The 14082-nt window shown below is 45.1% G+C and carries 14 protein-coding genes and 1 riboswitch; of the genes, 12 read left to right on the forward strand and 2 right to left on the reverse strand.

Annotation, left to right across the window (positions count from 1 at the left end; all coding sequences use genetic code 11):
* Positions 1–2: 2 nt before the first annotated feature.
* The gene (gene luxU / locus VFDL14_RS08110) at positions 3–338 is read left to right on the forward strand and encodes a quorum-sensing phosphorelay protein LuxU (protein WP_032552000.1); all 336 of its coding nucleotides are present in this window, start codon (positions 3–5) and stop codon (positions 336–338) included.
* Between the two features lie 52 nt (positions 339–390).
* Here the strand turns inward: luxU and VFDL14_RS08105 are convergent, their stop codons facing one another.
* Positions 391–1278, reverse strand: a complete 888-nt coding sequence (locus VFDL14_RS08105) for a YvcK family protein (RefSeq protein ID WP_032552001.1) — start codon at positions 1276–1278, stop codon at positions 391–393.
* 195 nt (positions 1279–1473) lie between these two features.
* Positions 1474–1627, forward strand: a riboswitch (molybdenum cofactor riboswitch).
* Here VFDL14_RS08105 and moaA point away from each other — a divergent pair.
* The 11 genes from moaA to VFDL14_RS08050 all read left to right on the forward strand — a co-directional run bounded on the left by moaA (position 1616) and on the right by VFDL14_RS08050 (position 11714).
* Positions 1616–2605: a GTP 3',8-cyclase MoaA gene (moaA, locus tag VFDL14_RS08100; RefSeq protein ID WP_032552002.1), complete on the forward strand. Its 990-nt coding sequence runs from the start codon at positions 1616–1618 to the stop codon at positions 2603–2605. (Overlaps the previous riboswitch by 12 nt.)
* 88 nt (positions 2606–2693) lie before the next feature.
* A complete protein-coding gene (gene moaB, locus VFDL14_RS08095) occupies positions 2694–3206 on the forward strand; it encodes a molybdenum cofactor biosynthesis protein B (RefSeq protein ID WP_032552003.1) in 513 nt (170 codons plus the stop codon).
* An 11-nt stretch (positions 3207–3217) separates the two neighbouring features.
* Positions 3218–3694: a cyclic pyranopterin monophosphate synthase MoaC gene (moaC, locus tag VFDL14_RS08090; RefSeq protein ID WP_032552004.1), complete on the forward strand. Its 477-nt coding sequence runs from the start codon at positions 3218–3220 to the stop codon at positions 3692–3694.
* Positions 3694–3939, forward strand: coding sequence for a molybdopterin synthase sulfur carrier subunit (gene moaD / locus VFDL14_RS08085; protein WP_032552005.1), 246 nt, complete (start codon positions 3694–3696; stop codon positions 3937–3939). The genes moaC and moaD overlap by 1 nt, the downstream gene beginning before the upstream one ends.
* 2 nt (positions 3940–3941) lie before the next feature.
* Positions 3942–4397: a molybdopterin synthase catalytic subunit MoaE gene (gene moaE, locus VFDL14_RS08080; RefSeq protein ID WP_032552006.1), complete on the forward strand. Its 456-nt coding sequence runs from the start codon at positions 3942–3944 to the stop codon at positions 4395–4397.
* Between the two features lie 593 nt (positions 4398–4990).
* Positions 4991–6622 carry an ABC transporter substrate-binding protein gene (locus VFDL14_RS08075; RefSeq protein WP_032552007.1) on the forward strand — a complete coding sequence of 544 codons (1632 nt, stop codon included), beginning with the start codon at positions 4991–4993 and terminating at the stop codon, positions 6620–6622.
* 118 nt (positions 6623–6740) lie between these two features.
* Positions 6741–7661 (forward strand): oligopeptide ABC transporter permease OppB, encoded by a 921-nt coding sequence (oppB, locus tag VFDL14_RS08070; protein WP_032552008.1) that lies wholly within the window; start codon positions 6741–6743, stop codon positions 7659–7661.
* Positions 7662–7676: 15 nt separating this feature from the next.
* Positions 7677–8579 carry an oligopeptide ABC transporter permease OppC gene (gene oppC, locus VFDL14_RS08065; RefSeq protein ID WP_032552009.1) on the forward strand — a complete coding sequence of 301 codons (903 nt, stop codon included), beginning with the start codon at positions 7677–7679 and terminating at the stop codon, positions 8577–8579.
* 51 nt (positions 8580–8630) lie between these two features.
* Positions 8631–9602 carry an ABC transporter ATP-binding protein gene (locus VFDL14_RS08060; protein WP_032552010.1) on the forward strand — a complete coding sequence of 324 codons (972 nt, stop codon included), beginning with the start codon at positions 8631–8633 and terminating at the stop codon, positions 9600–9602.
* On the forward strand, positions 9599–10591 hold the full coding sequence (gene oppF, locus VFDL14_RS08055) for a murein tripeptide/oligopeptide ABC transporter ATP binding protein OppF (protein WP_032552011.1): 993 nt from the start codon (positions 9599–9601) through the stop codon (positions 10589–10591). The genes VFDL14_RS08060 and oppF overlap by 4 nt, the downstream gene beginning before the upstream one ends.
* A gap of 184 nt (positions 10592–10775) precedes the next feature.
* Positions 10776–11714, forward strand: coding sequence for a glutathione S-transferase family protein (locus VFDL14_RS08050; RefSeq protein ID WP_032552012.1), 939 nt, complete (start codon positions 10776–10778; stop codon positions 11712–11714).
* Positions 11715–11796: 82 nt separating this feature from the next.
* On the opposite strand, the gene pta is transcribed toward VFDL14_RS08050, so the two are convergent.
* Positions 11797–13962, reverse strand: a complete 2166-nt coding sequence (pta, locus tag VFDL14_RS08045; RefSeq protein ID WP_032552013.1) for a phosphate acetyltransferase — start codon at positions 13960–13962, stop codon at positions 11797–11799.
* Positions 13963–14082: the final 120 nt, after the last annotated feature.

Genomic DNA, 14082 nt, shown 5'->3' on the forward strand with positions numbered 1-14082 from the left:
CGATGAAAATACTAAACCAAGAAAAAGTTGATGAACTTGCTAGTGAAATCGGCCAGGAGAATGTCCCTGTTTTACTAGAGATATTTTTAGGGGAGCTCAAGGGTTATCACGAGCATTTAGAGCAAAGTAATGCGGTTGACTCTGCTAAGTATTTGGCAGACATTAGCCACGCACTTAAGAGCAGTGCAGCAAGCTTTGGGGCAGATTCATTGTGTAACTTTGCGATTGGTTTGGATGCTAAGGTAAAACAAGCTAAATCCATCACAGACGAAGACTATCAAGATATGAAGGTCCTTTTGGTTACAACGTACACTGAGTACCAACAGTTGATGAATTAACAAAAAAGGAGCGTAATGCTCCTTTTTTGTATGACTTAGATAAGTAAACTGTTTAAGCCAATTGAGCTTCAATAGCTTGCTGAAGCTTGATCCTGTCGTGGCGCCAATCTCGGTTAGGTGAGGCGAGGTCAGTCGTAACGCAATGCCAAAGACCATCGAGTTCCGGGTGAGCTGTATCACCGATAATCACGTCAATTTTGCGCGCTTTGCATGCGCGTTCACACCATTCGATTTTCTCTCTGAGTGTCATCATCCCTGCTGGGCCCGCTTCAGGCGAAAGGTTTTCGACTAAAATCACCTTAGCCTTGGTATTATCAGCAATCGCCTTACCAATTTCTGGCAATAGCAATGGAGGCATAATACTGGTTAAGAAACTGCCTGGCCCTAGCACGATACAATCGGCTTCTGCGATTGCTTGTACCGCTTCTTTGGTGGCTGGTACCTCTGGAGAAAGATCAAGGCGGCGCAGACGCTCGCTCATGTCATCGACATTGGTTTCACCTGTAACCCAGCGACCTTCCATCGAAAGTGCTGTTAGGTCAGAAGGGTGCTCGGTCATTGGGACAATGTTGACATCGACCTTGAGCATACTGCGGATTAGATTAATTGCTTCTAATGGTCTAACCGAGAGGTTATCCAAAGCCGTGAGCATTAGGTTACCGAGATTGTGACCATCCAGCTCACCTTGACCTCGGAAACGATACTCAAACATCATCGAACTGATAGAAGGCTCGGTAATCAACTGGTTGATACAGTTGCGAGTATCACCCCATGCAATACCACCTTGGCAGTCTCGAATTCGGCCTGTTGAGCCGCCATTATCGGTAGTGGCGACAATTCCCGTCGCATTACTGCCAAACTGTTTAAGTGCCGCTAACATGCGACCTAAGCCGTGGCCGCCGCCGACTGCGACGACTTTCTTTGAAGAGTACAAATTCATTTTTTAGTTCTTATTAGATTATTACCAACTATAATTTAGGGTAAATGCTTATAGGCAGATACTCAACAAGAGTTATTTTGAGGGTCTGGTGCGGTTTTTTTGCTGTTAAGGTTCGTTTTTTTGGCAACAGAACTAGATTCACACACAATTATTAAGTATTTTATACGCAGCTGCTACGCGTGCCTCAGTGTACCGTAGTTGCCATAACTCCGAGCTCTTACATGCTAAGTCGCACAGTGGTATTTTGCTGTATTGATAAGCGTTGAGAGCCAGTGACATGTTGTCACAAGGGCTTAATTGGAAATGATTATGCCTCCCGTGTTTGGAAAGGTGTTCCGTGGCGCAACAATTCGAAGATAGATTCCATCGCAAGTTTTATTACTTGCGCTTGTCAGTTACAGACGTATGTAACTTTAAATGTACGTATTGCTTACCTGATGGCTACAAGCCTTCGGGGCAAAAAAACTCGTCTTTTCTCAGTGTTCCCGAGATCAAACGTATCGTAAGAGCGTTTGCCGATTGTGGTACCTCAAAGATTCGTATTACTGGTGGCGAGCCAAGCCTGCGTAAAGATTTCACTGAAATTATTGATACAGTAGCCAGCACTCCAGGCATCCAAAAAGTGGCAACCACCACTAACGGTTATCGTATGGAGAAACAGGTAGCGCAGTGGCGTGAAGCTGGTCTAACGAACATTAACGTCAGCGTTGATAGTTTAGATTCGCGCATGTTTCACCAAATCACAGGTGAGAATAAGTTTACCGAGGTGATGCGTGGTATCGATAAAGCGTTCGAAGTCGGTTATGAGCAGATCAAAGTCAACGTAGTGTTGATGAAAGATCTTAATAGCCAAGAGCTGCCTTCATTCCTTAACTGGATCAAAGACAAACCTATCCAACTGCGGTTTATTGAGCTGATGCAAACCGGCGAAATGGACGATCTGTTTGATAAACACCATGTATCGGGCGTTGCCATTAGAAACCACCTGATCGCCAACGGTTGGCTCTTGAAAGTCAAAGCCGTGAATGACGGGCCTGCACAGGTATTTGTCCACCCAGATTACAAGGGTGAGATTGGTTTGATCATGCCTTATGAGAAAGACTTCTGCGAAAGCTGTAACCGCTTGCGCGTGTCTGCGACCGGCAAGCTTCACCTGTGTCTCTTTGGGGACCATGGTGTTGAGCTGCGTGATCTTCTCCAAGAGGATGAACAAGAAGACGCGCTGATCGCACGTATTCAGGCCGAGCTACAGACCAAGTCAGTGAGTCACTTTCTCCATGATGGCAACAGCGGCATGACACCGCACCTTGCTTCCATTGGCGGCTAAGCTCCCACATCAACAACATTTAATCACCTAGCTTAGATAAGCTGGGTGAGTCAGTATAATCATTGAAATAGATAGAATAGGTGAACAAATGGGTCACGCAGAGAGTAAATTTCAACCTGCAAATATCGCAGTACTAACCGTTTCAGACACTCGTACAGAAGAGAACGATACATCTGGTCGTTACTTGGTAGAAAACGCTCAAGAAGCGGGTCATAACGTTGTCGACAAGCAGATCGTGATTGATGACATGTACAAGATCCGTGCAATCGTTTCTAAGTGGATTGCCGATGAAACAGTACAAGCAATCATGATCACCGGTGGTACTGGTTTTACTTCTCGTGATAGCACTCCAGAAGCACTGAAACCGCTTTTCGATAAAGAAGTAGAAGGTTTTGGTGAGCTATTCCGTCAGGTTTCTTACGAAGAGATCGGCACATCTACAATTCAATCACGTGCGATTGCGGGTTTTGCTAATCACACAGTGATCTTTGCAATGCCTGGTTCAACAGGTGCATGTCGCACAGGCTGGACAAAAATCATCAAACAACAACTTGATGCTAGCCACCGCCCATGTAACTTCATGCCACACCTTTCTGTATAAGGCAGGTGATCATGAGTCAATTTACTCACATTAACGCTTCGGGCGAAGCAAACATGGTCGATGTGTCGGCAAAAGCAGAAACAGTGCGTGAAGCACGTGCAGAAGCTTTTGTTCATATGGCGCCTGAGACGCTTGAGTTGATTATGTCGGGCAGCCACCATAAAGGTGATGTGTTTGCGACAGCGCGTATTGCTGGTATTCAAGCAGCAAAGAAAACTTGGGACTTGATTCCACTTTGTCATCCGTTGCTACTATCAAAGGTTGAAGTTCAACTTGAACCAGTTGTTGAAGAAAACAAGGTACGCATCGAGTCTGTTTGTAAACTGGCGGGTAAAACCGGCGTTGAGATGGAAGCACTGACTGCAGCTTCTGTAGCGGCTTTAACCATTTACGACATGTGTAAAGCGGTACAAAAAGACATGGTGATCGATCAGGTACGCTTGCTAGAAAAAACGGGTGGCAAATCAGGCCACTTTAAGGCGGAATGATGATTACAGTTCTTTTCTTTGCACAAACTCGCGAATTGGTTGGTGTAGACAGCGTAGAGGTTGACGCAAGCTTTAACACTATCGAAGCGATTCGCAGCCACCTTGTTCAGCAAGAGGGGAAGTGGGACATCGCTTTGGAAGAGGGCAAACTTTTGGCGGCTCTGAATCAGTCGATTGTTCCACTAAGTACTGAAGTGAAAGATGGTGACGAAGTCGCATTCTTTCCACCAGTAACCGGAGGCTAGAGATGGACTCAAGAGTATTAGTGACAGCTGAAGACTTTTCAGTTGCTGACGAATACGACTTTCTGGCTCAAGGCACCTCAGCGGGGGCAGTGGTAACTTTCGTGGGTAAGGTTCGTGACATGAACTTAGGGGATAACGTTATTGGCTTATCTCTAGAGCATTACCCTGGTATGACTGAAAAGTCCTTAAGCGAGATTTGTGATCAAGCTGAAGCCCGCTGGCCAATTCAAAAAATGCGTGTTATCCACCGAGTGGGTGACCTCGATATTGGTGATCAGATTGTATATGTTGGTGTGTCTAGTGCTCACCGAGGTGCCGCGTTTGAAGCGTGCGAATTTGTCATGGATTACCTGAAAACTAAGGCACCGTTTTGGAAAAAAGAGCGTACAACCGAGGCAACCCGTTGGGTAGAATCTCGTGATTCAGACGCGAAAGCCGCTGAACGTTGGCAGAAATAAACACCTATTTTGATGTTCGAAAACCGACTCTTTGAGTCGGTTTTTTTTGCCTGAAGAATAATTGACCAAAAGATGCAGTAGGTTTGTGTGAATAAATACGCATATAAACTGATTAAAACAATTTGTTACACCAATATAATTCACTAAGCAGCTATTTGTTCTGCTTTTTATAGAGTGATAATCCTCACAATTAACGTAAGCAACTTAGGGGATATGTGATGCCCGATTAGCTTTCATGTGGCAATAATGTTAATTTGTCAGGGTTTTTCTAGCATAAGATGCTAAAAATAAGTATCAAAACAGATATATCAACATTTACGGCTGACTTTTAATAATACATCGTATTTAAATAGCTATAAATTACGTTTTTATTAGAGTTTATCGCTGAATCATTGAGTATTTCGGAGAATTATCCGATTTTTTGCTAGTTCTTTATGGCAAATTAATTCAATGATTGATAGTGTGTGCCGCAATCTTTGTAAGGTTTTAGGTTTTTATGCTCAAAAATTGAGCTAAATAAATCTAAATCACTAACCGTTCAGTGAACCAAGCAAAGAAGTCATGGATGCAATACAAAAACTTGGAGTTTATGCATGTACAAGAATAAAATCACTCAGGCCCTTCTTCTAGGTGCTGGTCTGGCAGTGGCTGCCACTTCTACTACATCAATCGCTGCGGACGTTCCAGCGGGTACAAAATTGGCAAAGGTTCAGGAACTCGTTCGTGGTAACGGTACTGAAGTTGCAACAATCGACCCACACAAATCTCAAGGTGTACCAGAGTCTCACGTAATTCGTGACCTACTAGAAGGTCTAGTGAATCAAGACGCGGACGGCAACACTATTCCTGGCGTAGCAAAAAGCTGGGAAACATCTGACAACAAAACTTTCACTTTCCACCTACGCGACGACGCAAAATGGTCTAACGGCGACCCAGTAACTGCTGGCGATTTCGTTTACAGCTTCCAGCGCGCGGTAGATCCAGCAACAGCATCACCATACTCTTGGTACATGGAGTACACGAAGATGGTGAACGCGAAAGACATTATTGCTGGTAAGAAAGACAAGAGCGAACTAGGCGTTAAAGCACTAGACGATAAGACTCTTGTTGTTGAGCTAGAAACAGCAGTACCTTACTTCGTAATGATGACTGGCCACACAACAATGAAGCCAGTACACCAAGCAACGGTTGAGAAGTTTGGTGATCAATGGACTAAACCAGAAAACTTCGTTGGTAACGGCGCGTTCAAAGTAAACAACTGGGTTGTGAACGAGCGTCTAGAAATGGTTCGTAACACAAACTACTGGGACAACGACAAGACTGTCCTAAACAAAGTTACTTTCCTACCGATCGAAAACCAAGTAGCGGAAATGAACCGTTTCCTATCTGGTGAGATCCACTTCACTTCAACGCTGCCAACTGAGCACTTTAAGCGTCTGAAGAAAGAACATGCAGATTCTGTATCTGTTGAAGGTAGCCTGTGTACTTACTACTACTCTTTCAACACGAAGAAAGAACCATTCAACGACGTACGTGTTCGTAAAGCGATCTCTTACGCTATCGACCGTGACATCGTATCGGGTGCTATCCTTGGCCAAGGCCAAAAACCAGCTTACTTCCTAACACCTGAAATCACAGCTAACTTCGATCCAGAAATGGCTGCTTACGGTGAGCTATCTCAGAAAGAGCGTAACGCAGAAGCTGCACGTCTTCTTGAAGAAGCAGGCTACGGCAAGAGCAACCCTCTAGAGTTCACTCTTCTATACAATACTAACGAAAACCACAAGAAGATTGCGGTAGCACTTGGTTCTATGTGGAAGAAGACTCTAGGTCTTAAAGTAACTCTTGAGAACCAAGAGTGGAAAACATACCTAGATTCTAAAGATCAAGGTGACTTCGAAGTTGCACGTGCTGGTTGGTGTGGTGACTACAACGAAGCATCTTCATTCCTAACTCTAATGGTAAGTGCGAACACAACAGGTGGTCAGCACTGGGGCAACGCAGAATACGATGCTCTTATCGACAAAGCACTGAAATCTACTTCTGAAGAAGAGCGTAAAGCTATCTACCTAGAAGCAGAGAAGATGATGGCTGACGATATGCCAATCGCACCGATTTACCAATACGTGCGTTCACGTCTACTTTCTCCGCAAGTTGGCGGTTTCCCAGCTGAAAACGCGGAAGAGAAAATCTTCTCTAAAGACCTCTACATCAAAGCTCAGTAATCTGCGCTTCGATTCTAGAAAGTTAATATAAAAATATAACGATACAGACACTACATGCGCAGGGCACGCATGTAGCGTCTTTCTAATTTTAATTGTCACAGACTGAAAGAGTGAGTTTATGCTTAAATTCATTATGAAAAGGATATTTGAAGCGATCCCAACAATGTTGGTGTTGATCACTATATCTTTCTTTCTTATGCGTTTCGCACCGGGTAACCCGTTTTCAAGCGAGCGTCCATTACCGCCAGAAGTTATGGCGAACATCGAAGCTAAATACGGTTTAGACAAACCAGTATTTGAGCAATACACAACATACTTAACGAACATTCTGCAAGGTGACTTCGGTCCTTCGTTTAAGTACCAAGATTACACAGTAAATGAGCTGATCGCAGTAGCACTACCTGTTTCTGCTAAGGTTGGCTTCGTTGCCTTCATCTTTACGCTGATTATGGGGGTATCGGTCGGAACCATTGCCGCCTTGAAGCATAATACTTGGATCGACTACACCATAATGTCGACCGCCATGCTCGGGGTTGTAATGCCATCCTTTGTATTGGCACCCGCTCTGATTTACCTATTCTCGCTTCACTGGAACATCTTCCCAGCCGGTGGCTGGCATGGTGGTACCTTTATTTACCTCGTTCTGCCTGTAATCGCAATGTCGCTTCTATACGTTGCAACGTTCGCTCGTATTACTCGTGGTAGCATGATCGAAACGCTTAACAGTAACTTTATCCGTACAGCTCGTGCTAAAGGTCTAAGCTACCGTTACATCATTCTTAAACATGCGCTTAAGCCAGCGATGCTGCCTGTTGTTTCGTACATGGGCCCGGCATTCGTAGGTATCATCACAGGTTCGGTGGTTGTTGAAACCATCTTCGGCCTACCAGGTATCGGTAAGCTGTTCGTGAACGCTGCGTTTAACCGTGACTACTCGTTAGTAATGGGTGTAACCATCTTGATTGGTTTCCTATTCATCTTATTCAACGCAATTGTTGATATTTTGCTAGCGGTTATTGACCCGAAAATTCGCTACTAACAGGGACGCATGGTTATGTTGAAGAAAAAAGAAAATTTAGAAGCGATCGAAAAGTTCTCTGAGAACTTAGAAATTGAAGGTCGTAGTTTGTGGCAAGATGCGCGTATTCGTTTTATGCGTAACAAAGCTGCGATGGTGAGCCTGTTTATTCTGACACTGATGGTATTGGCGGTTATCTTCCTACCAATGCTGGCTCAATACACTTATGACGATACTGACTGGTATGCAATGCACGTTGGTCCAAACGCTGATCACTGGTTTGGTACTGATAGCTTAGGTCGTGACCTTTACGTACGTACTCTCATTGGCGGACGTATCTCGTTAATGGTTGGTGTGATGGGGGCCTTCGTAGCGGTACTGATTGGTACGCTTTACGGTGCTGCTTCAGGCTTTATTGGCGGTCGTACTGACCGAGTGATGATGCGTATCCTTGAGATCTTGTACGCGGTTCCATTCATGTTCCTAGTTATCGTACTAGTAACCTTCTTTGGTCGTAATATTGTACTTATCTTCGTTGCGATCGGTGCGATTGCTTGGCTTGATATGGCGCGTATTGTACGTGGTCAAACGCTGAGCCTACGTAGTAAAGAGTTCATTGAAGCTGCTCACGTATGTGGTGTAAGCAAGTGGAAGATCATTACACGTCACATCGTTCCAAACGTACTGGGTATCGTAGCGGTTTACTCAACTCTACTTATCCCAAGCATGATCCTGACGGAATCATTCCTATCTTTCCTTGGTCTTGGTGTTCAAGAGCCTATGACAAGCTGGGGCGCACTGCTTCAAGAAGGTTCGCAGACGATGGAAGTTGCTATCTGGCAACTGGCATTCCCTGCTGCATTCATGGTAGTCACGCTGTTCTGCTTTAACTATGTAGGTGACGGCCTGCGCGACGCGCTTGATCCAAAAGACAGATAAACTAAATAGCAAATAAAAATATAAAAGCTATAAAAGATTAAGGAAGCAATGATGAGCTTATTAGATGTCAAAGACCTGCGCGTCGAATTTACCACTCAAGATGGTATCGTAACCGCAGTAAATGACTTGAACTTCTCACTTAACCAAGGCGAAACGCTAGGTATCGTAGGTGAGTCAGGTTCAGGTAAATCACAGACTGTATTCTCTATCATGGGGTTGCTGGCAAAAAACGGCATCATCTCTGGTAGTGCAAAATTTGAAGGTAAAGAGATTCTTAACCTTCCAGAAAAAGAGCTAAACAAAGTTCGTGCTGAACAGATCGCGATGATCTTCCAAGATCCAATGACTTCGCTTAACCCTTACATGAAGGTAAGCGATCAATTGATGGAAGTTCTAATGCTTCATAAAGGCATGGGTAAAGCAGAAGCATTCGAAGAATCTGTACGTATGCTTGAAGCCGTTAAGATTCCAGAAGCGCGTAAGCGTATTACCATGTACCCACACGAATTCTCCGGCGGTATGCGTCAGCGTGTAATGATTGCAATGGCGCTACTTTGTCGTCCTAAGCTGCTTATCGCCGATGAGCCGACAACAGCACTGGACGTAACTATTCAAGCACAAATCATGGAGCTGTTGAACGAACTGAAAGATGAGTTCAATACAGCAATCATCATGATTACCCACGATTTGGGTGTTGTTGCGGGTTCTTGTGACAAAGTACTTGTTATGTACGCAGGTCGTACCATGGAATACGGCACTGTAGATGAAATCTTCTACAACCCAAGCCACCCATATGCGGAAGGTCTGTTGAAAGCGATCCCTCGTCTAGATACAGAGGGTGAGATTCTTCCAACTATCCCAGGCAACCCGCCAAACTTACTTCGTCTACCACCAGGCTGTCCTTACCAAGACCGCTGTCATCGTGTAATGGACCGTTGTAAGCAAGAAGCACCGATTCTGACGCCATTCGGAAATGACCGTCAACGTGCATGTTTTTCTGATTGGGAGGCTTGGAAAAAATGAGTGTAGATAAGCAGTTACTATTAGACATTAAAGACCTTAAGGTTCACTTTAGCATCGCTGCTAAATCTGCATGGCCTTGGGCTAAGCCTTCTAACCTTAAAGCGGTTGATGGCGTTGATATCCACCTTTATGAAGGCGAGACGCTGGGCGTAGTAGGTGAGTCAGGTTGTGGTAAGTCAACATTTGCTCGTGCAATCATCGGATTGGTTGAAGCAACAGACGGTGAAGTAATGTGGTTAGGTCAAGACCTAACGAAAATGGAAGAGGTTCAACGTCGTGAAACTCGTAAAGAGATTCAGATGATTTTCCAAGACCCACTTGCATCGCTTAACCCGCGTATGTCAGTAGGTGACATCATTGCTGAGCCGCTAGAGACGTTCTACCCAGAGCTTTCTAAGCAGGAAGTAAAGGACCGCGTTAAAGAGATGATGGCGAAGGTAGGTCTACTACCAAACGTAATCAACCGTTACCCACACGAGTTCTCTGGTGGTCAGTGTCAGCGTATCGGTATCGCGCGTGCACTTATCTTAAAGCCTAAGATGATCATCTGTGACGAACCGGTTTCGGCACTTGACGTATCTATCCAAGCACAAGTTGTTAACCTTCTGAAAGAGCTGCAAAAAGAGCTAGGTCTTTCACTGGTATTCATCGCGCACGATTTGTCAGTGGTTAAACACATCTCTGACCGTGTATTGGTAATGTACCTAGGTAATGCTGTTGAGCTAGGCGAATCAGATGCACTGTTCTCTGATCCTAAACACCCATACACCAAGGCACTGATGTCTGCAGTTCCAATCCCGGATCCTCGTATTGAGCGCAGCAAGACAATTCAGATGTTGGAAGGTGATCTACCATCACCAATCAACCCACCATCAGGCTGTGTATTCCGTACTCGTTGCCCTCAAGCGACAGAGGCGTGTGCAGAGACAAAACCTAAGATTCAAGGTAACGACGTTCACGCGGTATCTTGTCTTCATGTTCAGGTTTAATAAAACGTAATTCAGCCTGTGACAGGCTTAAGCGTGGCTGGTCAAACGGTCACGCTTTTTTTGTCTGTAGCGCTTATTCAAATAATTCGAACAACTAAGCCAACTTCTTCTAGTTTTGAAAAAGTTGGCTTTTTTTATACTGGTTGTGTTTGGTATAAAAAGTTCGGATATGAAGGGGTTCAAGATGGGTAAGTTAATACAAGGTGAGTGGCATGATGTCTGGTACGACACTAAGGCAAGCAATGGAAAGTTCGTTCGTGAAGATGCAGGCTTTCGTAGCTGGGTAGAGAACCGCGCAGACGCGCCGTTTCAACCCGAAAGTGGACGTTACCATCTGTATGTTTCTCTGGCTTGCCCTTGGGCACATAGAACACTTATTTTCCGTGAGCTTAAAGGCCTAACTGAACATATCGATGTCACCGTTGTGTGCCCTGACATGATGAGCGAAGGTTGGCAAATGGGGTTGCCTGAGCCATTGTTTGGCCATACCCGTCTACACCAAATCTACACACAAGCTAAGCCGGATTATACTGGTCGCGTTACGGTGCCAGTTCTGTGGGATAAGAAAACCAACACTATCGTGAGTAATGAGTCATCAGAGATCATTCGCATGTTCAACTCTGCGTTTAACGACTTAACAAGCAATAACGATGATTACTACCCACCTGCACTTCGTCACACGATCGATGAGTGGAATAATTTTATTTATCCGAACATCAACAATGGTGTTTACCGTTGTGGCTTTGCGACTACCCAAGAGGCTTACGAAGAAGCATATGAAGGATTATTTGGTGCTCTGGATAAAGTCGATGCACACCTAGCAAAAAGTCGTTACTTAGCTGGAGATAGCATTACCGAAGCGGATTGGCGTTTGTTCACGACTTTGATTCGATTTGATGCAGTGTATGTAGGGCACTTCAAGTGTAATAAAAAACGTATTGCCGACTACCCACACCTGAATGGCTACATGAAAGAGCTGTATCAAGTGAAGGGCATTAAAGAGACGACAGATTTCTACCACATCAAGCGTCACTATTATTACAGCCATACTGGTATAAACCCAACGCAAGTGGTACCAAAAGGTCCAGAGCTGGACTTAGACTCACCTCATGGGCGCGGTTAGAATCAGTAATTGATTCACTTTTCTTCAGGCATAAAAAAACCCTAGATAATCATCTAGGGTTTTTGCTTTCTGAAAAAGAGAATTAGTTAACTACTTTTTCTTCAGCTTGAGCTGCTTGGTCAGCTTGGATAGCCGTTAGAGCAACTGTGTATACGATGTCGTCAACTAGAGCGCCACGAGACAGATCGTTTACTGGCTTACGCATACCTTGAAGCATTGGACCGATAGATACTAGGTCTGCTGAACGTTGTACCGCTTTGTAAGTCGTGTTACCCGTGTTTAGATCTGGGAATACGAATACAGTCGCTTTACCTGCTACTGGAGAGTTCGGAGCTTTAGAAGCTGCAACGTTTTCCATGATAGCCGCGTCGTACTGTAGAGGGCCGTCGATTACTAGATCTGGACGCTTCTCTTGAGCAAGTTTCGTTGCTTCACGTACTTTATCTACGTCTGCGCCCTTACCAGATTCACCAGTAGAGTAAGAGATCATAGCAACGCGTGGTTCGATACCAAATGCCGCTGCAGAATCAGCAGATTGGATAGCGATTTCAGCAAGCTGTTCTGCTGTTGGATCTGGGTTGATCGCACAGTCACCGTAAACCAGTACTTGGTCAGGTAGCAGCATGAAGAATACAGAAGATACGATAGACGCATCAGGTGCAGTCTTGATGATTTGGAACGGAGGAACGATAGTGTTCGCAGTCGTGTGAACAGCACCAGAAACTAGGCCATCAACTTCGTCGTTCTCAAGCATCATTGTGCCTAGGAATACTGAATCTTGTAGCTTCTCACGAGCAACAACTTCAGTCATACCTTTCGCGCCACGTAGTTCAACTAGACGAGCAACGTAGTTTTCACGTACTTCGTCAGAGTTGATGATCTTAACGCCAGCACCTAGCTCAACGCCTTGCTGTGCAGCAACACGTTTGATCTCTTCAGGGTTACCTAGAAGCACACATTCCGCAATACCGCGCTCAGCACAGATAGCCGCAGCTTTAACTGTACGTGGCTCGTCACCTTCAGGAAGAACGATACGCTTAGCTGCTTTACGAGCGAATTCAGTTAGCTGGTAACGGAATGCTGGTGGGCTTAGACGACGAGACTTCTGAGTACCTTCCGTCATAGACTCGATCCAGTTGCCGTCGATGTGGCCTGCAACGTGTTCGTTGATGAACTCGATACGCTCTTTATCGTCAGCTGGAACTTCTAGGCTGAAGCTCTGTAGGTTTAGAGATGTCTGCCAAGTGTTACCTTGCGCTTTGAAGATTGGTAGACCGCTTTCTAGAGCTGGTTTAATTAGCTCTTCGATTTCCGCAGGGATATCGTAGCCGCCAGTCAGAAGAACTGCACCGATCTCAACGCCGTTCATTGCTGCTAGTGCTGCTGCAACGATTACGTCAGGACGGTCAGCCGAAGTTACTAGTAGTGAACCTGGCTTGAAGTGCTCAATCATGTGAGGCAGTGAACGCGCACAGAACGTGATGCTCTTGATACGACGAGTGTTCAGTTCACCTTCGTTGATGATTTCAGCGTTTAGGTGAGAAGCCATGTCTGCAGCACGAGTCGCGATTAGCTCGATGCTCCAAGGTACACAACCAAGTACACGGATTGGAGACGTGTTGAAGATCTCCATCACTTTTAGTTCGCTTTGCTGAGCGCTGTCTGAATCGTCAAAGATTTCAGATAGGTCAGGGCGAGTACGGCCTGCTTCATCAACTGGAGCGTTAAGCTTGTTAATGATAACACCAGAGATGTTTTTGTTCTTAGTGCCGCCGAAGTTAGAACATGCTACTTCGATGCGCTCTTTAAGTTGAGCTGGGTTGTCTGTACCCGGAGTTGCAACAAGTACAATCTCAGCACCTAGAGTCGCAGCAATTTCTGCGTTCACTTGGTTAGCGAATGGGTGCTTACGAGTCGGTACTAGACCTTCGATAAGTGTTACGTCAGCATCTTTGTTGATCTGGTTGTAACGCTCAACAACAGTTTCTAGTAGCTCGTCCATGTTGTCGTTACCGATTAGGCTTTCAGCAACAGACATCGCTAGAGGTTGACCGATCTTAACATCGCTGTTTACGCCAACGATAGTTGAAGTTAGATCAGGTTGATCACCACCAGAGCGTGGTTGAGAGATTGGTTTATAGAAAGAAACCTTAACGCCTTTGCGCTCCATTGCGCGAAGAACACCCATGCTTGCGCTAGTTAGACCAACACCAGCACTTGTAGGGATAAGCATAATAGTACGAGACATTCGTATAAGTACCTTTAGCTATTGGATTAAAAAAGCTCAACTTCATATTCCTATTGGAGGGTAGGAATAGGAATAGAAGCTGAGCCCCATTTTTGTATCAAAATACCGCTAGCCAGGATG

The organism is Vibrio fortis (assembly GCF_000695685.1).
Taxonomy (GTDB): domain Bacteria; phylum Pseudomonadota; class Gammaproteobacteria; order Enterobacterales; family Vibrionaceae; genus Vibrio; species Vibrio fortis_A.